Here is a 23454-nt window from a genome sequence, read left to right on the forward strand (position 1 = left end):
AACGGCAAAAACAGACAACGGCAAAGACAAAGCGCCTACGCGCGCAGCCAACCATACAGCGGGAACTGCTCTGCCAGCTCGCCCACCTGGCCGCGAATCTCGGCCAGCCTGGCGGCGTCGGAGCGGTGTTCGAGCGCGGTGGCGATCCACTTGGCGATCGTCCGCATCTGGTCTTCCTTCATGCCGCGCGTGGTGAGCGCCGGGGTGCCCAGGCGAATGCCGCTCGGCTTCATCGGAGGGTTGGTGTCGAACGGGATCGCGTTCTTGTTGACCGTGATGCCCGCCTCGCCCAGCGCGGACTCGGCCTCGGAGCCGAGGATGCCCTTCGCGAAGACGTCAACGAGAATGAGGTGCGTATCCGTGCCGCCCGAGACGATGCGGAAGCCCTCGGCCTGCATGGCCTCGCCCAGCGCCTTGGCGTTGGCAATGGTCTGCTTCGCGTAGGTCGAGAACTCCGGCTGCAACGCCTCATTGAAGGCCACAGCCTTGGCCGCGACGACGTGCATCAGCGGGCCGCCCTGCTGGCCGGGGAAGACGCTGCGGTCGACAGCAGCGGCGAACTCAGCCTGGCAGAGGATCAGGCCGGCGCGTGGTCCGCGCAGTGTCTTGTGGGTCGTCGTGGTGACGATGTGGGCGTGCGGCACGGGCGAAGGATGCGCTCCACCGGCGACGAGGCCGGCGAAGTGCGCCATGTCCACGACGAAGTATGCGCCGACCTTATCGGCGATCTGGCGCATGCGCGCGAAGTCGAACTGGCGCGGATAGGCGGAGCCGCCGCCGATGATCATCTTCGGCTTCTCGGCGATGGCCTGCGCTTCGAGTTCGTCATAGTCGACGACCTCGGTGTCTTTACGGACCTTGTAGCCCGCCACCTTGTAGAGCTTGCCGCTGAAGTTCAGCTTGTGCCCGTGGGTCAGGTGACCGCCGTTGGCGAGGTCCAGGCCCAGGATGGTGTCGCCGGGCTGGATGAGCGCCATGTAGGCGGCAGCGTTGGCCTGAGAGCCGGAGTGCGGCTGCACGTTGGCGTGGTCGGCCCCAAACAGGCGCTTGGCGCGGTCGCGGGCGAGGTTCTCGACGACGTCGGCGAACTCGCAGCCACCGTAGTAGCGCTTGCCGGGGTAGCCCTCGGCGTACTTATTGGTGAAGACGGTACCGGCGGCTTCGAGCACGGCGCGTGAGACAAAGTTTTCGCTGGCAATCATCTCGAGGCCGTCATGCTGACGCACGACCTCGTTCTCAATCTGGGCTGCAATGTCAGGGTCGGCGACCGCAAGCGGTGCGTTCAGGTCGATAGGCATTCGTTAATTTTACGCTGGTTCTACCGGTCCGAATCTGCCCGGCGAGGGCTATAAGTTTGGTGCTTTGAATTTGTTTTATGTCTCCCCACAGAATTGTCATCCTGAGCGGAGCGTCCCAGCTTTTGGGGACGCGCCCGTTCGGCTACGCTCAGGGCCGAAGGACCCCGAGGGGTGCCCTCTTGCCTACGCCCTTTGGAGCTTTTCTACTTCGAGTGATCGAGCCTGAATTCTCGTGTTGGAAAAGGACCCGGAATCCTGGGTAAGATCAAGTTCTTCGGGGTCCTTCGACTCCGCACCTCGCAAAAAACGCGAGGCGCTACGCTCAGGATGACGACTCTGTGGGGGAACAAATAGGTAATGCGCTGTTGCCCCCGATTTGCAGACACTACCTAAAGCCCCACCCGTTCAAAACAAGCCCATGGGAAGGCACAGGCCCAGGCTGCTGTCCGGCTTACGATCCCTGCCCCAACTGCTTGAACGTCCTCCACACGAACGACCCGAGATACCAGCCGTCGAGGTACTTGTACGGCGTCTCACCCGTGGTGTAGTGGCCACAGGGCAGCACCTTGGAGGTGTACTCAATCTGGTGAGCGTCGAAGGACTTCAGGACCTCCAGCGAGAACTCGCGCACGAACGTCAGGTCGTACGTCGCGTGGACGACCAACGTATGCCGGGGTGTCGCCGCGAACTGCGCCATGTACGACATCGGGCTGACGGCAAGAAACAGTTGCCGAACCTGGTCCTGCGTGAGTCCTGCATGCTCGAACGAGGAACGAATGTGGCGCGTGCTCTGCCCCGTCCAGACGACGTCGCCGAACCACGTCGACGCGTAGTTGAACGCACAGACCTGAATGCGCGGGTCCATCGCCGCGGCGATGAACGCGTAGCAACTGCCGAGGCTCGTACCCAACACGCCGATCTGTTCGTAGCCCTCGGACTGCAGCCAGTCGATGCAACTGCGAATATCCACGACGGCCTGGCGGCAGGCGGACATGGTGCGCCCGATGTTCGAGCTGACCGCGTAGTCGGAGCGCTCGAGCTCCAGCGGGCGGCGGACGTCATGGTACGGCTTCGACAGCCGCAGGCAGGAGATGCCGAAGCGATTGAACATCGTGCAGAAGGCATTGTGCGAGAAGGCATCGGCGTTCCACTGCGGCATCACAATCATTGCCTGCTTTGGCCTTCTCTCTCCCGTTCCCTTCTTCTTGCCCGGCTCCGCCGGATACCAGCGTGCGTTGACCATATCGTTCTCGGGATACGGCGTGCGCACGGGCGAGGTAAAGCGCAGGAAGGGCTCGCGGCGCAGCTCGCCGACCTCAGCCTGGCGCTGGTACTCGCGCTCCTGTTCGAGCGTCTCGGGACGAACGTTGGTCGGGAAGAGTTCGGGGTAGCGCTGCTCGATGCGGAAGTCGGTGGGAGTGGCGTAGTCGAAGAAGCTGTGCGGGTCGGCGGCGATGCGCGCATTGAGTGCGGTCATCGCGGCCAGCGGTGTGAGTTCGCCCGAGGCGACTTTTTGCTCGGCCTCTTCGCCGCCAAAATCGGCAAGATAGTCGAAGCCCCACTCAAGAGGACGCTCGATGCGGTTTTGATCGCGCGTGGTGAGCGCGGTCTCCCATGCGTACATCCACTTGGCGTAAAGCTGAGAAAGCATGCTTCCAGTTTATCGTTCCGGCGGGTGTAGAAGTCGCCCCTCGCAGTATTCGAGAGGAAGAGGGATTAGAGCAAATTTCCTGTTACCGTGAAGTTGCATCGGGCGTGCAGGATCGTTTTTCTGGCAAAAACAGCCATAAATGTCGCGGTTCCGCTATACACCTACGGGAAATTTGCTCTATCGTGCCGTCCGCGTCGTCTTCTTTTTGGAGTGGCGTCTCTTCTCTGTAACTTGAGAGGTGACAAGGATGATCGGTTCCTGGTCTGGAAACGTTGCAATCATGGTCAGATGACCGCCCATGGCCGCTACCGTACGTTGCATCGTGGACAGACGCGGGTCCTTACGTTTTTCGAGGCGCGAGATCTGCATTTGGCCCACCCCCAAAGCCTCGGCGACAACAGCCTGGCTGATCTTACGGTCTTTCCGCATCTCTCCCAGGGTCATGCGCCGCTCCACCGCCGCGAGCAGCTCGGCCCCTCTTGCTTCAATGGCCTTCCGCCGATTCTTCGGCAGCGAAGCCATTACTTCATCTGCTGCAATCAGTCCACGCATGGGTAGTCTCTCCATTGGCTAAAGGTTGTCGAGATGTTCCTTGTATCTTCTATCAGCTTTATCAATCAGCCTCCTGTAGAAGGTCTTTTCGCTAACACCGGACTTATCACCCGCTACCAGCAAAATGGCATCCCGCTCCGGGTCAAAGGCAAAAGCAACACGCCACACTCCTCCAGAGGCCTTAAACCGCAGTTCTTTCATGTTTGTATATTTCGAATCCTTGAGGGTATCCACCTCAGGACGGCCTAAAGTGGGGCCATATGTTCGCAAAGGTATGAGCAAGGCCAGCAATTCGTCCTGCGCTGCCACCGGAAGCTCATCAAACTCGGCCTTGAACCTGGGGTGGAAGTAGGCGTTCCAACTCATGAATAAATTATGCTCTAATACGCATTATGCTGTAAAGAGCATAATGCGTATTGCGCTTCGCTTGCCCGTAAAGTTTTGTACTATCGCAGCTCAAAGTTCGCGCGAATGCCGCACAGAATGTCATACGCAATTGTGCCGCTCCAGCGGGCCTGGTCTTCGGCGGTAACGCCCTCTCCCAGCAACACGGCCTCCATCCCCTCCTGCACGTCCGCGTGGCCGCTGACATCCACCACCGTCAGGTTCATCGACACGCGGCCCACAACAGGCGCACGCCGGCCCGCGATCATCACCCAGCCGTTGCCCACCCCGGAAGAAGCGGCACGGCGATAGCCATCGGCGTAGCCCACCGGCAACAACGCCAGGCGCATCGGCTGCGTCGCGACGAACGTTGCGCCATAGCCCACTGTTGCCCCAGCAGCGACGCCGCGCAGTCCGATGATGCGCGTCTTCCAGACGAGCACCGGAGACACCTTTGGCGCGAGCGCTCCCGCATGAGCATGCTCGCCTTCGATCTCCAGGCAATGTCCATAGATAGCAAATCCGATGCGAACCATAGCCCGCGCGCCGAGCGACTTTGCGGTATCGCGAATCCACTGCATCGTGCTGCCCTCGTCCACCGCCGAGGTATTGGCCAGATGCACGAACTCGGGGCGCATGCCCGCGGCGAGAGCCTGGTCGAGCGCCGAGGCGAACCGTTCGCGCTGCTCCTCGGTGATCTTCGCCTCTGCGGATTCGGAGCAGCACAGGTGCGTCATGATGCCTTCACAGCTCACCCATCGTGAATCAGCAAGAGCTTCCAGTGTGCGTGCGAGGTCTTCGCCGGGAGCCGCTCCCTGGCGTCCCATGCCGGTATCGACCTCGAGATGCACCTGGATACGATGCCCTGCGGAACGCGCGGCGCGTTCCAGAGCGGCAATGTGCTCGGGCGTCCAGACGACAGGCGTAAGACCGTGCGCCACCAGTGCAGGCGCGTCCGCCAGTTCCATGCCGCACATGACGAGCACGCGTATGCCACTGTGCGGAAGTGCCGTGCGAACAGCCTCGCCCTCCGCCACATCGCTGACACCAAGCCACTGGGCACCGGCCTCCGCCAATACCGGGGCGCAGATCGTCGTGCCGTGGCCGTAGGCGTTGGCCTTGATGACGGCGAGTGCTTCCACTCCCTGCCCCGCGACGGCCTGTATCGCGCGAAAGTTCTCCGCCAGCCTCGCGCTTGAGATTTCGATCCAACTCTTCAAAAGTTACCTACCCGCCTTGTGTCCATTATCTTTCAAGCTCAGCGCGAGGTTGTGTGTTTCAGGACGGAGGGTGGCATACGAAGCAACAGCGGCAACGCATTTATTTGGGCGCAGGGGAAGAGAATGAGATGCCTCAACATTTTCACTTTGCCCTTTCCACAAAACCGTCATTCTGAGCGAAGCGTCGCGCGCTTTTTGCGAGACGCGAAGTCGAAGAACCCCGAAGAGCTCCTCTCGCCCCTACCGCTCGAACCGTTCCAACCGAAGAGGCAGAGGCCCGAGCGTCAGAGGTGGAAAAGGTCCGGAGGGTAGGGGCAACGTAGAAGGTTTCGGGGTTCTTCGACTGCGTAGCTCGCAAAGTGCGCGAGCTACTTCGCTCAGAATGACGGTTTCGGTGGCGGTCGAAACCTTCTGAATCTCTCCCCACTACTTCTGCCCATCCCCAATCGCAGGCGGAGCATAGTACGGCAGCTTCTGCTGTTGCTCGCTGGCGCGTTTGACCGCGATATCGGCGAACAACAGGCTTGGCGCGATGGTGGTCTCGGGCACGGGGCTCAGGGTCTGTGCGACCCAGGGCTTGCCTCCAGCTGCCAGCAATCCGCTGCGTAATGAGCGTTGATCGAGCTCGTCGAACACCGCTCCGCGCACCAGCGTGCGTTTGCCGCTGGGTGACACGCGGTACAGCAGCCGTGGTGACAGCTCCCCACCGAGCGTCTCCACCTCGTATACGTCGCGGCCCTGTTCCTTCGCCAGCGCCAGCAGCTTCGCGCGCATCTCCGCCGCCGACAATGGCTGCGTCGACTTCACGACGACCACACCGGCGCGTGAGTGCGCTGCCTGCCCCGGAGCCGCGCGGCCATGGCCGTTCGACTCGGGAAAGTCCTTCACCGGCTCACGCCCCAGCAGATAATCGATCAATTTGCCATGATCGACTACCGTCACCGGCGCGACCGGAACACCTTCATCGTCGACAGAGTAGGCGCCGACCAGCGACTGGCCTTCAAAGGTATGCAGGCCGGGATCGTCGACGACCGTGAGGAAGGACGGCAGCACCGGCGTGCGCAGGCTCGACTGATACGCTCCCTGCGTGCGTGCGGTGGTGCCCATGTCGGGGCGGTCGGCCTCGACGTTCGGCACGAAGAGCCGGTTGATGACATCGGCGCTGGCATCGCCCGAGAAGAGCACGGGACCGTGATAGTCCTCGGCGTCCACGACCGGGGCCTCGCGCAGATCCTTCAAGCTGAGGAGATTGGTGATCGTGCGCTTGTGCAAAGCCTCTGCACTCTCGAGCCCTTCAGCCGTGGCCGCGGAGGAGCCGTTACTGCGGCTGAGCTGCATGCCGTCCGCCGCCTGTCCGCCCACACTGATGACATCGTTATAGCCTGCGTAGCCGTGCCGCAGCACCGTGCCGTCGGTGTTCACCGTATAGCGATTCACGACCACGGCGTCGATGCTGGCGCTCGATGATTGCACCTCCGCTGCAAAGCTGCGGACCTCGGGCGCGGTCTGGAAGATGCCGCTGGCTTCGATGATGCGCTGCTTCCACGCATCGCGATCCAGCTCGAGCGTCTTCAAGGGTTCGATCAGGGTAACGGGCTTGGCCGGGGTGAAGTCGTTGGCCGTGGGCGCGCTCTGGAACTGCTTGAGCGCGGCCTCCTTGGCCGAGTACGCCCGCAAGGCATTCTTGTAGGCCTCATCGGTCGCGGTCCAGAGCGCGTACTTCAGCGCGGCGGGATCGTTGTCGTTGGGGGCGAGCTGCAGAGAGCCGTCTCCACGCGAAGAGCTGGAGTCGGTGGTGTAATCGCCGATGCGTACTTCGACGCGCACGATGCGCTGGCGGTTCTCGCTTTCGCCAGTCAGTGCGCCGTAGTTCGCGACGGCCTCGTAGGTCTGCAGATCTTCGAGCCGGTACTCCATGAAGTAGGGCCGCTGCAGGCCGGGCAGAATGAGCAGCGACTTCTCGCGCGCGAGTTCCTGCTGCATCGCGGTGAGGAGTGGGTCGGGGGTGTTGGGTGCCATTTGGGCATGCAGGGACACAGGAACAGACAATATGACAGCAATCAGGCCCGATGCGACGAACGAACGCTGTTGTTGTTTTGGTCTCACAATCACCTCTGAATCGTCATCCTGAGCGGAGCGTTTCGCGCACTTTGCGAGACGCGGAGTCGAAGGACCCCGAAGCAGCTCATGTTGCCGATACCATCCGCCCTTTTTCAACCCGGAGCTCCAGTGCCCCAGCAGTCTCGCGTGAAAAGGTTCTATCAGCCTGTGTAAGACAGAACCCTCGGGGTCCTTCGACTCTGCAACTCGCAAAGTGCGCGAGCTGCTGCGCTCAGGATGACGATTTTTGGGTGAGGTAGAAGAGACGAAATCTTGTGGCTCTCGAAAGAAGAATCGCATTAGCGGCCCCCTTTCGTTGCAGCCGAAACAGGCGTCGCAGGAGCATCCGTTGCATCACCCAATGGCGGCGGCTCGACGATCGGCGGGCGTGCCGTTCCCTGCGCCTGACGCTGGGTTTCGATCTCGCTCACCAGCATGGCCGGGGCTACGGCGCTGACGGGAATCGTGCCCGACTCCGCGCCGCACTCGCCGTTGAAGATGTCCTGGTGGTCGCCCGTCGCAACGATGCGGTTCAACGCGGCCTGCGGCGTTCCGACGATGCTCACACCGCGCACCAGCTCGTCCGGCCTGCCGTCCACGTACACGCGATAGACCACCAGCGGAATCACCTGGAAGGCCTGCGGCGAGCGGCGTGTCGTGACCGCGAAGCCCGAGGAGATGTCCTCGAAGAACAGCCCGTAGGCCTTGCCCTGCTTCTTCGCTTCGGCCTTCAGCATCTCGCGCAGCTCGGCGTCGGAGACTGTCTTGGTCGAGGTCACGATGAGATTGCCCTGTCGTCCTGTGGGCATCTTGCCCGTCTCGGCGCGGCCGTGGCCGTTGGACTGCGCGAAGCTCGCGACCGGAAGGCGGGACATGAGGAAGGTCTTGAGGACGCCGTCGTCGACCAGCTGCACGCGCCGTGCGGGCTGGCCTTCGTCGTCGAACGCGTAGTGGCCGCTGAGCGGATGGCCGTTGAACTCTTTCAGCGTGGGGTCGTCGGCAACCGAGAGGAAGCTCGGCAGGATCGGTTTGTTCAGCAGCTTGGTGAAGGTCTGGCCCTCTTCGTCGCCGCGCTGGCGCTGGCCTTCGAGACGATGCCCCAGCACCTCGTGGAAGAAGACCGCGGCCGCGCGGCCGGAGAGGATCGCCGGGCCGTTGTAGGGCTCTGTGATAGGAGCGGAACGCAGATCGTCGAGGTTCTTCGCCAGCGCGACGGTCTTCTCCAATACCGTTGCCTGGTCGGGAAGATGGCCGGTTGTGTCGGCCTCAAAGGTCTCGACGCGGAAGAGGTCCATGCCATCGGCCGCGCGCGTGCGGGCCACTACGACGAGCCGCGCAACCTGATTCGGTGCGGCTACGTGTGCGCCTTCGCTGGAGACGAAGTAGTCCGTCTCGTGCGAGGTCTGCATATACGCCGTGTCGTAGAAGATGTGCGGATAGCCGCGGAAGACGGCGGTAATCTCGCGCAGACGCTGCTCCCAGGCGGAGCGGTCGAGCTCCAGCTTGGGCGCGGGGGGCAGATCGGCGCTTGCCGGCTTCTCCGTGGAGAAGTCCGCCGAAGAGTCCTCTTCCTTCGCGCGCACCTGCTGCTCGGTCTTTACCTTCTCCAGCGCGTCGAGCGCCTTGCCGTAACCGCGATTGGTCGCGAACCAGAGCGAACGCTCAATCGCGCTGCGGTCGTCCGAGAGCGGCAGCGGCATGGTGGTCAGCGCGCTGGTGCGATGGTCGCCGTGCGAGTTGTCGAGGTCCGGCGAACCGAGCCGCACCTGCACGTCGGCAATGCGCGCGTGCCGGGCGCTCGAGTTCGTAATCGCGCCGTACTGCGCGGTGATGTTGACGTTTTCAGCGTCGGCCACCGAGTAGCTGAGGAAGTACGGCCTGGGCTGCGGCGTCGCGTTGGCAGACACGGCAGCCGTGCCCAGTGAGGACATCGCGCGGTTCAGCTCAGCCGACATCGCCTGCATCAATATTGGATTGCTTGCAGCCGCTTCTGGATCGTTCGCAGCTGGATTACTCGCAGCAGCATTCACAGCAACCGCCGGATCGCCCGGTTTAGGGTCTGAGGCCCTTGCCTGCGTGAGAGTTCCGGCGGCCAGTACAAACGCGGCCAGCCCCAGGGACGAAATAGAACGATGACGGCGAAATAAAGATTTGGGATAAATCGGAGGTGTCAAAGAAAGCCCGCTTCTTGCACGAAGGATCGTAAGCAGAGTGTACCGAAGATGCCGATGTTCGCTCGCGGTATCTATACTCTTGGACGGACCACGAGCCGGAAGGCACGTTTGAAACCGTATCCTTTCTAACTCCTGGCACGTCCAAAAATGTGCAAACGATGAAAGCGAACAAGGGCTCAATGACCAGGATCATCGCTGCTCGCGAAAGACCGACCTGCTCAACTTGCGGCGTCTCGGACCATCGTGCAGACTCAAAACACTACGAAAGGATTTTGATGCACCTCCTCCGGCACGCTGTGTTTCTTTGCCTTCTCTTTTCCTTTGCAATCTCTGCACGAGCCAGCGAGACCCCAGCCGAGCATACGGCGAACGTCTACGCACAACAGGAGATGACCGCCGCCCCTCGGCACGGCAATCTTCCCGACTACTCGCTCTCTCCGGACAAACTGGCGAAGGCACAGCACCTCGCAAAGGTGAGAATTACACTGCACTTTCTGGATGCGGTGTGGAGCATCGTTCAACTGGCCCTGTTGCTATGGCTGGGCGTTGTGGCCTGGATGCGCAACCGCGCGCTGGGATCGAGCGGAGGTCTGCGCGAACAGGGCCGATGGGTCCTGGCCTTCTGGCAGGAGTGCCTCGTCTTCACCTTTCTGTTCAGTATCGCGAACACCCTGCTCGACCTGCCGTTGAGCCTCTACAGCCACCGGCTCTCCGTCCAGTACGGGCTTTCCATCCAGAGCTGGTCAAGCTGGTTCAGTGACCTGGCAAAGGGCTGGGGCGTTACGCTACTCGGCGAGTTCCTGCTCTGCGCGCTGCTGATGTGGATCATCCGCTCGCTGCCGCGCACCTGGTGGCTGGCGTTCTGGGCGGTGATGATGCCCCTGACGATCATCGCCATCTATGGAATGCCGCTGGTGATCGACCCTCTGTTCAATACCTTCGAGCCCCTGCAACAATCGCAACCGGCGCTGGTGGCCCAACTGGAGAAGGTCGTCGAGCGCGGACATATGAACATCCCGCCGGAACGCATGTTCCTGATGAAGGCCAGCGCCAAGACGACAACGATGAACGCCTACGTGACCGGCTTCGGCAACTCCAAGCGTGTCGTGGTCTGGGACACCTCGCTCGCCAAAGGCACGCCGGACGAGATCCTCTTCATCTTCGGGCATGAGTCCGGCCACTACGTGCTGGGACACATCCTGCGCGGCATCGTCATGACCTTCCTCGGGCTCTTCGCCGGGCTGTACCTTGCGTTCTTCCTGGTGCGCTGGGCGATTGCGTACTTCGGCAGGCAATGGAGAATCCCTTCCCAGGCGGATTGGGGGGCACTGGTCGTGCTGCTCCTGGTGTTTACGATCTTCAATACTCTGGCGGAACCCGTAACCGAGAGCCTGACCCGCATGCAGGAGCACGCCGCCGATGTGTACGGGCAGGAGGCCATTCACGGGATCGTAGCCGACCCGCAGACGACCGCGAAGAACGCCTTCAACGTGCTGGGCGACAGTTCGCTGGAAGATCCGAACCCCAACCCGTTCGTTGAGTTCTGGGTCTATAGCCATCCAGCCGTCGGACGTCGAGCGGCCTTCGGAAAGGCTTACGATCCCTGGGCCCCAGGCGTGGAGCCGAAGTACTTCAAGAAATAGTCAGAGGGCGACACCAGCCTTGACCCTCTCCTGCCGACTATTTACTGTCAACACACCATGACCGATTGCCTGTTCTGCAAGATCGCCGCCGGAACAATCCCCGTAAAGCGGCTGCATGAAGACGAGCAGGTGCTCGCCTTCCCCGACATCAACCCCCAGGCCCCGGTGCATGTGCTGGTGATCCCCAAGCGGCACCTCGCCTCGCATGCCCACGCCACCACGGAAGACGCCGCGATGCTGGGCCACCTTCTATCCGCCGCGGGCGAAGTAGCCCAGGCGCAAGGACTCGAAAACGGCTATCGGCTGGTCATCAATACCGGCCCCGACGGCGGCCAGACCGTCGACCATCTGCACGTGCATCTGTTGGGAGGAAGGCACTTAGGCTGGCCTCCGGGCTAACTTAACACCCCTTCCGGCCTAACACTTCAAGTACAGGTTGAGGTGGGGTTAACTACCATGGTTCCACGTGGAACATGAGCCCTTCGCATCGAATACAGGCCGGCTGCGTCCAATGACAGGCAGCACAGACTGGAGATTTTCAATGGCTATCGAATCTAGAAAAGAACCCATCCCCGCCCCCCTGCACGATATAGCAATGCCCGAAAGTGGCTGGGAGGCCGGGCAGCACGAGACGGCGGTCTTTGCCGGTGGCTGCTTCTGGGGTGTTCAATCGGTTTTCCAGAGGGTTAAAGGCGTAATTCAGACGACGGTCGGCTACTCCGGCGGTGCAGCTGAAACCGCCGATTACAAGACCGTCTGCAGCACGGAGACCGGCCACGCTGAGGCGCTGGAGATCGTCTTCGATCCTGCAAAGGTGAGCTACGGAACGCTGCTGCGGATCTTCTTCTCGGTGGTCCACGACCCCACCCAGCTCAATCGACAGGGCGGAGACATCGGCACAAGCTACCGGTCGGCGATCTTCTACACCGACGACCAGCAGAAGAAGGCAGCCGAGGAGTACGTGAAACAGCTCAACGCGGCACACATCTTCGGCAAGCCGATCGTCACGCAGATCGTTCCGCTGGAAACGTTCTACCGCGGCGAAGAGTACCACCAGGACTACGCGATCAAGAACCCGCATAACCCGTATATCCAGGTGTGCGATATTCCGAAGATCGGCGCGCTTCAGCAGCAGTTTCCGGAGTTGTTTCAGGAATATACGCGGTAGACTCCGTATTTTGGCATAACAGAGATGCTTCACAGCCCCAGAGGGCGGCCTATCCCTGGACTGGGATAGGCCGCCCCTTTGGGGCTTTACTCTTGCTCGGCTTGCAACGTGCTTTTGCCTTTGCTTTTCTGTTTGTCATTCGCTCGCTACGCTCGGAATGACAAATCAGAAAAGCAAAGACAACAACAACGGCAAGGGCAAAGACAACAGCAGATTCCCTGCGGGAATGACAAGCCAGAAAAGCAAAGGCAACAGTAAAAGCGTCCTCGGGAGATATCTATTTGACTCGATGCTGGTTCCCCCTCTGGCTTACATCGCGTAGTCTTCATCGTGCGTCTAAGGACACATACCAGCAGGTGGTGTGCCCCAGTGTGTTTTAAGACTGGAGCAGAAACGGAACGACCTTGAGAACGACCTTGGAACAGCTTTGGGCACGCCCGGCTACCCTGCTGGCGATGGCCCTGATCATGGGTGTAGCTGCACACGGGCAGGATTCCAAATCATCCTCCAAGCCTGCCAGTGCAGGCGAGGAGTCGGCCAGCACCAGGCAATTGAAGCTGGGTCCGGTTGATCCTTCCGTTCCCCCGATCGACCTGCCGAAGAATCGCCCGGTCATCGGCGTAGCTCTGGGCGGCGGCGGCGCACTGGCCATGAGCGATATCGGCGTGCTGCAGTGGTTTGAAGAGCACCATATTCCTGTTGATGTCATCGCGGGAACCAGCATGGGCTCGATCATTGGGGCGCTCTACTCCACCGGCCATACCACCGAGCAGATGACGCACATCATGACCGACGAGTCGGTTGCCAGTGTCTTCCGCATCGACTCCGCCTTCTCGTCGCGCAGCTTCCGCCGCCGCGAAGACAGCCGCGAGATCCCCAACGCCGTGACCGTCGGGCTCAAGCACGGCGTCTCCTTTCGCAACTCGCTGCTAACCGATACCGGGCTGAACGAGCTGCTGGACAAGGAGTTCCTGCGCTACAACGACCAGACCGACTTCAACAGCCTGCCCATCCCCTTTCGCTGCCAGGCCACCGACCTGAACGACGCCAAGACCGTCACCTTCGCGCGCGGCTCGCTGCAGGACGCGGTGCGCGCTTCGGCCTCGATCCCCGGCGTCTTCCGCCCCTTTCAGCTCGACGGGCATGAGTTCGTCGATGGTGCAATCCTCGAGAACCTGCCGACAGCCGACGTGAAGGCCATGAAGGCGGACGTGATCCTCGCCGTCAGCCTGCCGCTGCAGCCCGTAGGCAAAGGCGATCTGGATTCGATCCTGGGCGTGTTGCAGCGGGCCTTCTCGGTCGGCATCGAGGCCAATGAGATCCGCGACCGCAAGCTGGCAAATGTCGTCATCATGCCCGAAATTACGGGCTTCGGCCAGGCCGACTACCTGAAGACCGCCAAGCTGGCAAGAGTCGGCTACGACGCCGCTGAATCGCAAAAGGACCAGTTGCTGAAGTATGCGCTCAACCAGGCCGATTGGGATGAGTACCTCGCTCACCGCCGCGCGAAGGAGCGCGGCCCGGCAGGCTCCGTCGTATTGGTCAAGATCAAAGCACCGAACGAATCGGTGAAGGAGGCCGTCGAGCGCAAGTTTGGGCCCCTGGTGAATCAACCCGTCAACACCGACCAGGTGGAAAGTCTGCTCGCGGACGTCCGCAGCGATGGGCGCTATGATGCCGACTACACCGTCGGTTATGACTCCCCCGATTCGACGCGGCCCATCCTGCTGGTGACCGTGAGCGACAAGAAGACAGGGCCTCCGTTCATGGATCTCGGTTTGAACCTCGCCGCACAGACCGGCGGCGTCACCCGCGCCACCATCAGCACGATCCTGCTGGACCAGGACTTCGGCGGCTATGGCTCGGAGCTGCGCGCGAAGATCGACTTCGGCTTCCTGACCCGGGTCGAGACGGAATACTACCGCAAGCTGAACTGGAAGGGCCTGTTCGCCGCCCCCCGCGCCAACCTGACGCGCGAGCCGTTCTACATCTACAGCGGCTCGACGCGGCTTTCGCAGCGCCAGTCGCAGCTCGTCGAAACAGGCGCGGACATTGGCTGGGGCGATGGAAAGCAGCAGGAGCTGCGTGCCGGCTGGCAGTTCGAAAACGTGCAATGGACGACCACCACCGGCTCCGACGGCCTGCCGAACTATAACGGCAACGCGCAGACGGCGCGCATCCGGTATGTCTACGACTCCCAGGACAGGGCGCTGGTACCGCAGTTCGGCGTACGCGTCGTGACGGACCTCGGCTACCTGTATGCAACGCCTGGAAGCCCAAGTGCCCCGCAACTCTTCGGCCAGATCTCGTTCGCGCACACAATCGGCAAGAAGAACATCGTGCTCGCCAACGGCGAAGGGGGAACGATGTTCAACCGCAATGTCGCACAGCCCTTCCGCTACACGCTGGGCGGACCGCTGCGGTTGAGCGCCAGCGCCATCGACCAGTATCGCGGCACCGACTACTTCCTGATCACCCCAGGCTACCTGCGGCGAATCGCAACCCTGCCCGCGCCACTCGGCCAGAGCATCTATGTCGGACTGACCTATGAGGCCGGCCAGATGCGCGCGCCCGATGCGTCGACGATCACCCGCCAGGACGTGTACTTCGGCCTGGTAGCGGAGACTCCGCTTGGCGTTATCACCATCGCTCCTTCTATCGGCGACGGCAACGAACACAAGTTGACCTTTACGCTGGGGAGACTGTTTTAGGAGCAGAGCGAGTCAGCGAGTCAGCAAGTCAGCGAGTCAGCAAGTCAGCAAGTCAGCAAGTCAGCAAGTCAGCAAGTCAGCAAGTCAGCAAGTCAGCAAGTCAGCAAGTCAGCAAGTCAGCAAGTCAGCAAGTCAGCAAGTCAGCAAGTCAGCAAGTCAGCAAGTCAGCAAGTCAATGGATGATAGATCAAGGGCTGAAGGCCCGGCATATCTCGCCAGTGCAGACGAGATATGCCGGGCTTTCAGCCCTTGATTTGTTGTGTGGTTTTGTTCCTGGGGCTTGCGCCCCAGGCTGGGATATGCCGCCCCTTTGGGGCTGGGTCCCGTGCCGCTTCAAGGCCGGGTTGCGGTCTACTCGCTCGTCCGCGCTGACTCGCTGACTTGCTGACTCGCTCTCCTACTCTCGCCTTTACCGTCCTTCGCTTAACCGTGCTGCCAGCCGTTCCGGCAGGGCCGCCTTGCGGATTGCGGCCTGTGCTCCGGCGACGTCGTAGGGGATGCGGCAGAAGGTGATGCATTCGGCCTGGTCGTCGTAGATCGCATAGGCTGCGCGCCAGTCGCCATCGCGGGGCTGGCCTACCGAGCCGGGATTGATCAGGTGCCGCGTACCGACGGGGACCTCCATCGTGACCTGCTCGGGGGTATCGCGTTCGAGGTACTGAGGACGATCCTCTTCCCACTCCTGCTCGCTCTGGGAGAAGCCTCCCTGCACATGGGTGTGGCCGAAGAAGGTGATCTCGGTCTCCATCCGTTGCAGCGGCGTCCAGGCGTCGCGCATGGAGATGATGTAGTGGTCTTCATGCAGCGGCGAACCGTGGGCACACATCGCCCGCGAACTCGCGCGTACCGGCCCCTGGGGCATGGAGCGCACCCACTCGAGGTTCTCCGGCGTGAGCTTGCGGTGGGTCCAGTCCGCGGCCATGGCGGCTATGGGATTGAAGCCCTGCGAGCTGGTAAGGCCGCAGCAGACACGATCGTGGTTGCCGCGCACGTTCACGGTTGCCAGCGGCCGAATTAGGTCGATAACCTCATTCGGATTGCCGCCGTAGCCGACCGTGTCGCCGAGGTTCCAGAGAGCGTCGAAGGCTCCTGCCGCAGCGAGCACGGCCTCAAGTGCCTGAAGGTTGCCGTGAATGTCAGAGACGATGAGAACGCGCATGAGACGAAGGGTCAGTCTACTCCATTAGCGGCAAGATAGGGATAGAGACTGCCCCTGCATACGCGATTTAAGCTTCGAGTTGCGAGTAATGAGTTACGAGTTGCGAGACTCGTAACTCACTGCTCGTAGCTCGAAGCCTACACCGTCGCCAGAGGCCGGTCGCGCGGTGTCGTCATCGAAGGCGCGGAGGCCAGCAGGCTGCGGGTATAGGCATGCTGGGGATGCGTAAAGATCTGCGTCGCGCTGCCTTGCTCCACGATCGCTCCGTGCTGCATGACGGCAACCCGATCAGCCACCTGCGAGACCACCGTGAGATCGTGCGAGATGAACAGCATCGACAGATTGTGCTCTGCTCGCAGGCGTTTGAGCAGCGCGATGATCTGCGCCTGCACGGTGACGTCGAGCGCGGTCGTCGGTTCATCTGCGATCAGCAGACGCGGCTTATTGATCAGCGCCATCGCAATCACGATGCGCTGGCGCTGGCCGCCGGAGAACTGGTGGGGATAGTCATCGATGCGGCGCTCGGGATCGGGCAACGCGACCTCGCGCATGGCTTCGAGCACGCGTTCGCGGACCTCACGGCGCGAGGTGCGCGGAGCATGTGCCAGCAGGGCCTCGGCGATCTGCTGTCCGATCTTCATCACTGGATTCAGCGCGGTCATCGGCTCCTGGAAGATCATTGCGATCGAACGGGAGCGATGCCGGCGCATGGCCTCCTCCGACAGATGCAGCAGGTCTTCAGGCTCCTTCCCCGTGGGCGCGAAGGCGATGCTGCCGCCCACACTCGCACTGGGAGGAAGAAGCCGCAGCAGCCCCAGCGAGGTGGCCGACTTGCCCGAACCGGATTCACCGACCAGGCCAAGCGTCTCGCCGTGCGCGAGGTCGAACGAGATGCCATGCACGCACTCGCGTCCGGAGAAGGCGATACGAAGGTCGCGAACCGAAAGCAGATTCTGGATGGCCGTGGGTTCGTTCTCCGAAGGGTTCATCGTTGTAACGAGAATAGCGAATGCTGCGACGAAAAACAGGCAACGACTACTTCGGCAGAATGTTCAACGTGCGCCAGGGGCTGATCTTCATCTCGCCCTCAGCGCCTACGCTCCACACGCGCCAGCGATATCGTCCCTGGCTGTTGGCGAACTGCGCGGTGACCCGCGTCTGCAGCTTGGGGTTGTGGTCCGGAGCCAGGTAGAGGTGCGCATCCAGCCAGCCGCCGCGCGACCGCTGCCACTCCACTACCTGCAGCCCGGCGCCTCCGCCGTTATCCCACCACAACTCCGGCACCGGAGGGCGCGAATCGCCATCCAAGGGAGAAGCCTGCGAGATACCCACCACACCAGCGTGCCGCTCCGCCCTTGCCGGGGGGCTGGTATTCGCCAGAGCCAGGCTCTCGCTCTGCTGCTCGACCTCCGGCAGATTCAGCGACACATGCAGAACCTTCCAGGCCCCGCTGTCCGCCCGGCGCAGCACCACCAAAGGATGGGCCAATCCAAAGACGCTGTCCGACGAGACCATCACGCGCAGCGCCACAATCGCCAGGTGCGCAGCCGTCGAAACCTGTATCACCTCGACACGAACGGCTCCGGCATCGGCCACACCGTTCCCGCTCGTCGCGAGCATTCCCTGTCCCAGCCTCGGCGAAAAATCCGCCATGGAGGGATCGGCGACCTCCCCCAGGTTCTCTCCGCGCAGCAGATGTCCTATCGCGCTTACGGCTACGTCCGCCGCATCCTGCGACCGCTTCGACGAGCTCTGCTGCACACAACCCGCACAGCTATCTCCCTCGCTCATCCACAGCGCAAACGCCTTTGCGGTCTCCATATGCGGTGCCCGAGCAAGGATTGCAAACTCCGGAGCGAAGGATTCTCCGTAAGGCAAACCATCCGCCAGGAAGGACGCCGGCTGCAGCATTGCCAGGCCAAATCGACCTTGCAGCCCGCTCCACCACTCCGCCGACAGCGGTCCGATCAGCAGGTCCGGATAGGCTGCCGTTCCTTTGACGGCCACCAGGTCATCCTTCAGATCGTCCACATACACATCGACGAATTGGACCTGAAGCTCCGGAAAGAGATCCTGCAGGTCAGCCGAAAGCCTCTCCTGCAAAGGATCCGGCTTTGGCGCATTGGCGGCACTCGTTCCGGCCTGCGCGATCGTGCTCAGCGAGTTCCCGAAGCTCCCCGCATTCTGGCCATGATTACTCGCGGCGGTGCCGTAGGTGCTTGCGGTTTGCCCATAGGTCCCGGCGGTCTGGCCATGGTTGCTCGATGCCGTGCCAAAGCTGCCGGACGTCTGGCCGAAGCTTCCGGCGGTCTGTTCCTTGTAGTCGCTCGCTTTACTGGACGGGTCCGCAGGGGTCGCTGCGGTGTTGCCGTTTGAGTTCTGGTCCGTGGACGGCATCACGTTTTCAGCGCTGATGGTGGGGCTGCTGGAGGCCACTCCATAGTTGCTGGAGGCTGTCCCATAGTCGCTGGCGCTCTGGCCAAAGCTGCTGGCGCTCTGCTCGCGATAAGTGATCTCCGCCTGGTCACGATTTCCGGCAGACGCGCCCCTTAGACGATGCCCTGTGGACGGCCTCAGAACCCAGATGACCAGACGCCCCTGTCGCAGCGCGTCTAAAGAATCTCCAGGATCTCCGGCGGAATCTTCAGACTGCGCCCGCGCCAAACCCGCACAAGCCAGCAGCACGACCATCGCACACCACGTTGCCCATTGCTTCGCGCGCACGATGCCCCTCCGCTGGACTTCTGGCCTTCTCGGCAAGTTTACAGTCCAATGAAAGATTGGACGGTTAAAGCGGGGAGAAGTAGCGACTATCTTCTTGGTGGCTCCTGCTTTCGTTCTTGCTTTTCTTGTTGTCATTCCCGTAGGGAATCTGCTTCCTCCCGTTCTTCCCTCGTACCACCCAGAAAATACGTGAGCTGGAACTAAAACTGGTGCAAGCTCACGCGCAACGTTTGAGGCAACACTGGCAAAAAGCGGGAGACAGCAGATTCCCTACGGGAATGACAAACAAGAAAAGCAAGAACAAGGCGGGTTCAAACAAGCTCGCAACCACCTTGCCGATCGATCCGCGTCGAAGCAGCGTCTACGCTCATCCAATAGATATGAGCAACACCCTTCGCCTCTCCGTGCTCGACCAATCCCCTGTCCTTGCAGGCTCGACGCCTGCCCAGGCACTGGCCAACTCGCTCGACCTCGCGCAGCATGTCGACCGGCTCGGCTACACGAGGCTGTGGTACTCCGAGCACCATGCGATGGATCTGCTTGCCTGCACTGCACCGGAAATTTTGATCGCGCGGGCTGCCGGAGCGACGAAGCGGATTCGCGTTGGGTCCGGCGGAATCATGCTCCCGCACTACTCGCCTCTGAAAGTAGCCGAGGTCTTCCGCACTTTGCATGCGATGTTTCCCGAACGCATCGATCTCGGGATCGGGCGCGCACCGGGCGGCGGCCAGCTCGAAGCTTACGCGCTGCGGCGCAACCGGCAGGGAGCCCAGACGGACGACTTCCCCAAGCAGTTGGCCGAGCTCCAAGCCTTTCTGCACCCCGAGCGCTTCCCGGACGATCATCCCTTTCGCAACATCCGTGTCGCTCCCGATGCCCCCGGCGCGCCCGACATCTGGCTGCTGGGCTCGTCGATGTGGTCGGCGGTGACAGCCGCGCAAGAGGGCTTGCCCTACGCCTTCGCCCACTTCTTTTCCCCGATCGCGACGCGCCAGGCCATCGAGCATTACCAGCGCAACTTCCAGGCCTCTTCCAGCCGCGCGAAGCCCGAAGCCACGCTGGCCATCGGTGTGATCTGCGCGCCTACCGAGGAGGAGGCGAAGTATCTCCATGCTTCGGTACGCCTGCTGCAACGCCGTATCCGCATGGATGACCGCCGTCCCGTCGCCAGCCCCGAGGAAGCACTGCGTGAGTTGGCCGCCGTTCCTACAGCGCCCAATCCGCTGCTGTCGTTTACAGCCGGAAGCCTCGATGCGCCGGAAGAGGGAGAGTGGCCGCGCTACGTCGTCGGCACCCCGGAACAAGTCGCCTCAAGACTGCGCTCGCTGGCGGAAGAGCTGCATTTGAAAGAGTTGATCGTGAACACCATCACGCACTCGCATGAGGCGCGGTTGCGATCTTACCAACTGCTTGCGGAAGAGATGCATCTTGAAGTGACTGCATAATGCATGTGCTATCCTCTGTTGGAATTTCAGAGGATAGTTATGGTTTGGCAGCGACTCATGGGGCAGCGGCCCTTCTATTGCGCGCTCGTTTTGGCGATCGGTCTCCTTCTCCCCTCTGTCAGCCTGGCGCAGGGAAAGGTTGTTGAATCCGCCCCCGCCCCGATCGAATGGCACCACGGACCGTACGTCGCCCACCTCGGCTCGGTGGCCCAGATCAACATTCCAGAGGGCTACCGCTTTGCGGATGCCGCGGGCACTCGCAGATTTCTTGAGCTGACACATAACCCTCCGTCCGAGCAGGAAGCCGGCATCATCACTCCGATCCTGTACAAGGGTGACCCCGACAATAAGTTCTGGTTTGTCCTCTTCGATTTCGACGAGACGGGATACGTCAAGGACGACGAGAAGTCTTCCATCGATGCCGACAAGCTCTTGACCTCGATGAAGGATGCGACAGAGCGGGAAAACACCGTGCGCAAGGAGCGGGGCTGGACGGGCTTCCATCTGATCGGCTGGCAGACGCAGCCCTTCTACGATCCCAAGACCCACAACCTCACGTGGGGGACCCTGGGCAACTCCGACGACCCCAAAGAGGGCCAGAGCGTGAACTATTCCACCCGCATCCTCGGCCGCCACGGAGTCATGAGGATCGACCTCGTCCTGGACCCCGCGCAGACTACTGAGGTCGTACCCAACTTCAATGCGCTGCTCTCAGGCTTCAAGTTCCTTCCCGGCAGCCAGTATGCCGACTTCGTCAAGGGAGACAAGGTCGCCGAATACGGCCTTACGGCACTTATCGCCGGAGGAGCGACAGCCATCGCTCTCAAGACCGGGCTCTTCGCCAAGCTGCTGGCTCTTCTGGCCGGCCTCTGGAAGCTGATCGCCGTCGGCGTTGCGGCTCTTCTCACGCGCATCAAGAACATCTTTGCTGCAATCAAGAGCAAGTTCCAGCGCGACAAGCCGGGTCCCCAGGGTGATCTAAGGTAAACCGGCAACGGGCCCATCCCACAATGACTCGAATTGAAGTTGAACTGCTCGGCGCACTCTTCCTGATCTACGCCTATGAGTGCGTGCATTGGATCGGACCGGAAGCCGAGGCCTTTACCCGGGCCTCGGCTTCCGAATGGAAGCGCCACCAGCGCGGCCCGCTCAGCTTCACGCTGCTGAACAAGACTCCCCTTCTGGTCGACCCCTTTCTCCTCCTTCCCGGCTACATCCAGCGGCAATCCCCGCTACCGTTGCGGGCCCCTGAACGTGCACTGCAAAGGGTCTCGAAACGCCTCAATGCGCTGTGGCTCCTTGAGATGCAGTGCCGCATCCAGGCCATGCTGCTTCTGCTCTTTTTGCCATGGGTGATCTGGAGCCAGCGGCTCACGACCATCTGGCCTTCCCTGACGATCGCTCTTGTCACCAGCCATCTGCTGATGATGGTCTCGTTTCTCTTCGCTCTGCGCCGCTATCCCTGGTCGCGAAGACTCTCCATTGCAGCGCCCTTCTTCCTGAATCCCCTGGGAGCTACGCGGCTGCTTGAGGTGGTATCCCAGGTCAGCTTCGAGGAAGAGATCGAACGGGGCTAACCGAAATCAAGATAGCTTCACCTGTAGTGTTTACTCCCCTACAGAGACGTCATCCTGAGCGTAGCGTCCCGGCATTTGGGGACGCGGAGTCGAAGGACCCCGAGGGTTGACCTCTTGCCCAAACCTCTTGCACTTTTTCGACCTCGAGCGCTCGAGTCTGGACTCTCGTACTTGAAAAGGTTCCCGCAGCATGGGAGAAATAAAGTCCCTCGGGGTCCTTCGACTTCGCACCTCGCAAAAGCGCGAGGCGCTACGCTCAGGATGACGATTTTGCGGAGGGGTAAAAAAAGCATATCGGACACATCGATCTTTAGTTCTGCGTGAACATCTTCTTCACAATCCCTCTCTGGCATCGCATCTTTGTGTTCAGTTTGGCTCGACAGGCTCTAAACTGAACACAAATCATGCTCTCTTACGATGTCCTCATCCTCGGCGCAGGGCCAGCGGGATGCTCTGCGGCTTATGACCTTGCCCGCGCAGGCAAGCGCGTCCTGATGCTCGACAAGCGCATGTTTCCGCGCCATAAGGCCTGCGCCTGCGGACTTACGCGCAAGACACTGAAGGCTCTGCGCTACTCCGTCGAGCCGGTCGTCGAACGCGTGTGTCATGAGATTGTGCTGCGACACATCGCATCCCACACCGCGCAGCGTGTCCTGGTGCGAACCCGCGATCCCATCTGCGCCATGGCCGTGCGCGAACGCTTCGACGCCTTCTGCCTGCAGCAGACACTCGCAGCCGGGGCGGAGCTGTGCAAGGTTGAAGGCATCGTTGCGCTGCGCGAAGAAACGGATCGAATAGAAGTCGACATAGCGACCGCAGCCGGCATCGAGACACTGGAGGCTCCCGTGGTGATTGGCGCCGACGGCTCCAATGGACAGTCACGACGGCTCGCCGAGGGGTTGCGCACCGGCAAAGAGGTGAGGGCTGCGGCACTGCCTGCCGAGCCGCAATGGTATGCGCGCGGGTTTGCGTTGGAGACCACCGTCCCTTACGCGATGCTGCCCATAGCTCTTCCCGGCGGCGACACACCGCAGGATCTCGTCTTCGATTTTGCGCCTCTACCCGGCGGCTATGGCTGGCTGTTTCCCAAGGGAGACCATGTCAACATTGGCGTCGGAGCCTTCGCGCCAACTCCTACGGGAGATGCCTGCCTGAAGAGCGTGACACGCGCCTTACTGACCGAGTACACAGAGGCAAACCTTGGCATCACAACTCTCCCGAATATCACGGGGCAATATCTTGGCATGGGTGGACAAGCCTATGTGCCGCATGGGCGCGTGCTGCTGGCCGGGGATGCCGCCGGCCTCGTCGATCCGCTGACCGGAGAAGGCATCTATTCGGCGATCGTAAGTGGCCAGGCTGCGGCGGCAGCGATTCTGGCCTGCGACGCTACAGACCTCACCGAAGAGTATGCGCGACGCTTGCAACCCTTGCAGAAGACCCTGGCCTTTTCGCGTCGCGCGGCACAGGCTTTTTATGCGCATCCGGAACGCGGGTTCCGCGTGATGCGAACGCCGCTGCTGCGCTCGCTCGTGCTGAAGACCTACTCCGATGGACTGCCTCCCACGAAGTTGCTCGGCATTCTGTCGAAGATCTTCGCGTAGACAAAAAAAGGGCGATGGCCGAAGCCATCGCCCTTGAGAGGAGC

The 23454-nt window shown here is 61.5% G+C and carries 18 protein-coding genes; 8 read left to right on the plus strand and 10 right to left on the minus strand.

Features of this window, described 5'->3' with window-relative positions:
- Positions 1 to 35: 35 nt before the first annotated feature.
- From glyA to ACIX8_RS21910, 7 genes are all read right to left on the minus strand, one after another.
- Entirely contained in the window at positions 36 to 1298 is a 1263-nt protein-coding gene (gene glyA / locus ACIX8_RS21880; RefSeq protein WP_014267575.1) for a serine hydroxymethyltransferase, read from the minus strand.
- A 451-nt stretch (positions 1299 to 1749) separates the two neighbouring features.
- On the minus strand, positions 1750 to 2949 hold the full coding sequence (locus ACIX8_RS21885) for an alpha/beta hydrolase family protein (RefSeq protein WP_014267576.1): 1200 nt from the start codon (positions 2947 to 2949) through the stop codon (positions 1750 to 1752).
- A gap of 177 nt (positions 2950 to 3126) precedes the next feature.
- Positions 3127 to 3501 (minus strand): helix-turn-helix domain-containing protein, encoded by a 375-nt coding sequence (locus ACIX8_RS21890; protein ID WP_014267577.1) that lies wholly within the window; start codon positions 3499 to 3501, stop codon positions 3127 to 3129.
- A gap of 18 nt (positions 3502 to 3519) precedes the next feature.
- Positions 3520 to 3867 (minus strand): type II toxin-antitoxin system RelE/ParE family toxin, encoded by a 348-nt coding sequence (locus ACIX8_RS21895; protein WP_014267578.1) that lies wholly within the window; start codon positions 3865 to 3867, stop codon positions 3520 to 3522.
- Positions 3868 to 3947: 80 nt separating this feature from the next.
- Positions 3948 to 5105, minus strand: a complete 1158-nt coding sequence (alr, locus tag ACIX8_RS21900; RefSeq protein ID WP_014267579.1) for an alanine racemase — start codon at positions 5103 to 5105, stop codon at positions 3948 to 3950.
- Positions 5106 to 5531: 426 nt separating this feature from the next.
- A complete protein-coding gene (locus ACIX8_RS21905) occupies positions 5532 to 7124 on the minus strand; it encodes a metallopeptidase TldD-related protein (RefSeq protein ID WP_150110711.1) in 1593 nt (530 codons plus the stop codon).
- Between the two features lie 380 nt (positions 7125 to 7504).
- On the minus strand, positions 7505 to 9379 hold the full coding sequence (locus ACIX8_RS21910; RefSeq protein ID WP_014267581.1) for a metallopeptidase TldD-related protein: 1875 nt from the start codon (positions 9377 to 9379) through the stop codon (positions 7505 to 7507).
- Between the two features lie 275 nt (positions 9380 to 9654).
- Here ACIX8_RS21910 and ACIX8_RS21915 point away from each other — a divergent pair, with 275 nt between their 5' ends.
- The 4 genes from ACIX8_RS21915 (at position 9655) to ACIX8_RS21930 (ending at position 14901) form a co-directional block, all read left to right on the plus strand.
- Positions 9655 to 11022, plus strand: a complete 1368-nt coding sequence (locus tag ACIX8_RS21915) for a M48 family metallopeptidase (RefSeq protein WP_014267582.1) — start codon at positions 9655 to 9657, stop codon at positions 11020 to 11022.
- A gap of 57 nt (positions 11023 to 11079) precedes the next feature.
- On the plus strand, positions 11080 to 11421 hold the full coding sequence (locus tag ACIX8_RS21920) for a histidine triad nucleotide-binding protein (RefSeq protein ID WP_014267583.1): 342 nt from the start codon (positions 11080 to 11082) through the stop codon (positions 11419 to 11421).
- A gap of 142 nt (positions 11422 to 11563) precedes the next feature.
- Positions 11564 to 12190 carry a peptide-methionine (S)-S-oxide reductase MsrA gene (msrA, locus tag ACIX8_RS21925; RefSeq protein ID WP_014267584.1) on the plus strand — a complete coding sequence of 209 codons (627 nt, stop codon included), beginning with the start codon at positions 11564 to 11566 and terminating at the stop codon, positions 12188 to 12190.
- A 416-nt stretch (positions 12191 to 12606) separates the two neighbouring features.
- Positions 12607 to 14901: a patatin-like phospholipase family protein gene (locus ACIX8_RS21930; RefSeq protein WP_014267586.1), complete on the plus strand. Its 2295-nt coding sequence runs from the start codon at positions 12607 to 12609 to the stop codon at positions 14899 to 14901.
- Positions 14902 to 15310: 409 nt separating this feature from the next.
- Here ACIX8_RS21930 and ACIX8_RS21935 read toward each other — a convergent pair whose 3' ends face one another.
- The 3 genes from ACIX8_RS21935 to ACIX8_RS21945 form a co-directional block, all read right to left on the minus strand.
- Entirely contained in the window at positions 15311 to 16060 is a 750-nt protein-coding gene (locus ACIX8_RS21935) for a metallophosphoesterase family protein (protein ID WP_014267587.1), read from the minus strand.
- Between the two features lie 137 nt (positions 16061 to 16197).
- Positions 16198 to 17049: an ATP-binding cassette domain-containing protein gene (locus ACIX8_RS21940; RefSeq protein ID WP_014267588.1), complete on the minus strand. Its 852-nt coding sequence runs from the start codon at positions 17047 to 17049 to the stop codon at positions 16198 to 16200.
- Positions 17050 to 17095: 46 nt separating this feature from the next.
- The gene (locus ACIX8_RS21945; protein WP_014267589.1) at positions 17096 to 18784 is read right to left on the minus strand and encodes a hypothetical protein; all 1689 of its coding nucleotides are present in this window, start codon (positions 18782 to 18784) and stop codon (positions 17096 to 17098) included.
- A 278-nt stretch (positions 18785 to 19062) separates the two neighbouring features.
- Between ACIX8_RS21945 and ACIX8_RS21950 the strand changes: the two genes are divergently transcribed.
- The 4 genes from ACIX8_RS21950 (at position 19063) to ACIX8_RS21965 (ending at position 23410) form a co-directional block, all read left to right on the plus strand.
- A complete protein-coding gene (locus tag ACIX8_RS21950) occupies positions 19063 to 20229 on the plus strand; it encodes an LLM class flavin-dependent oxidoreductase (protein WP_014267590.1) in 1167 nt (388 codons plus the stop codon).
- A 39-nt stretch (positions 20230 to 20268) separates the two neighbouring features.
- Positions 20269 to 21216: a DUF2167 domain-containing protein gene (locus tag ACIX8_RS21955; RefSeq protein ID WP_014267591.1), complete on the plus strand. Its 948-nt coding sequence runs from the start codon at positions 20269 to 20271 to the stop codon at positions 21214 to 21216.
- Between the two features lie 23 nt (positions 21217 to 21239).
- Positions 21240 to 21806: a hypothetical protein gene (locus tag ACIX8_RS21960; protein ID WP_014267592.1), complete on the plus strand. Its 567-nt coding sequence runs from the start codon at positions 21240 to 21242 to the stop codon at positions 21804 to 21806.
- 404 nt (positions 21807 to 22210) lie between these two features.
- Positions 22211 to 23410, plus strand: coding sequence for a geranylgeranyl reductase family protein (locus ACIX8_RS21965; protein ID WP_014267593.1), 1200 nt, complete (start codon positions 22211 to 22213; stop codon positions 23408 to 23410).
- The last annotated feature ends 44 nt before the right edge of the window (positions 23411 to 23454 follow it).

The organism is Granulicella mallensis MP5ACTX8 (assembly GCF_000178955.2).
GTDB lineage: Bacteria > Acidobacteriota > Terriglobia > Terriglobales > Acidobacteriaceae > Granulicella > Granulicella mallensis.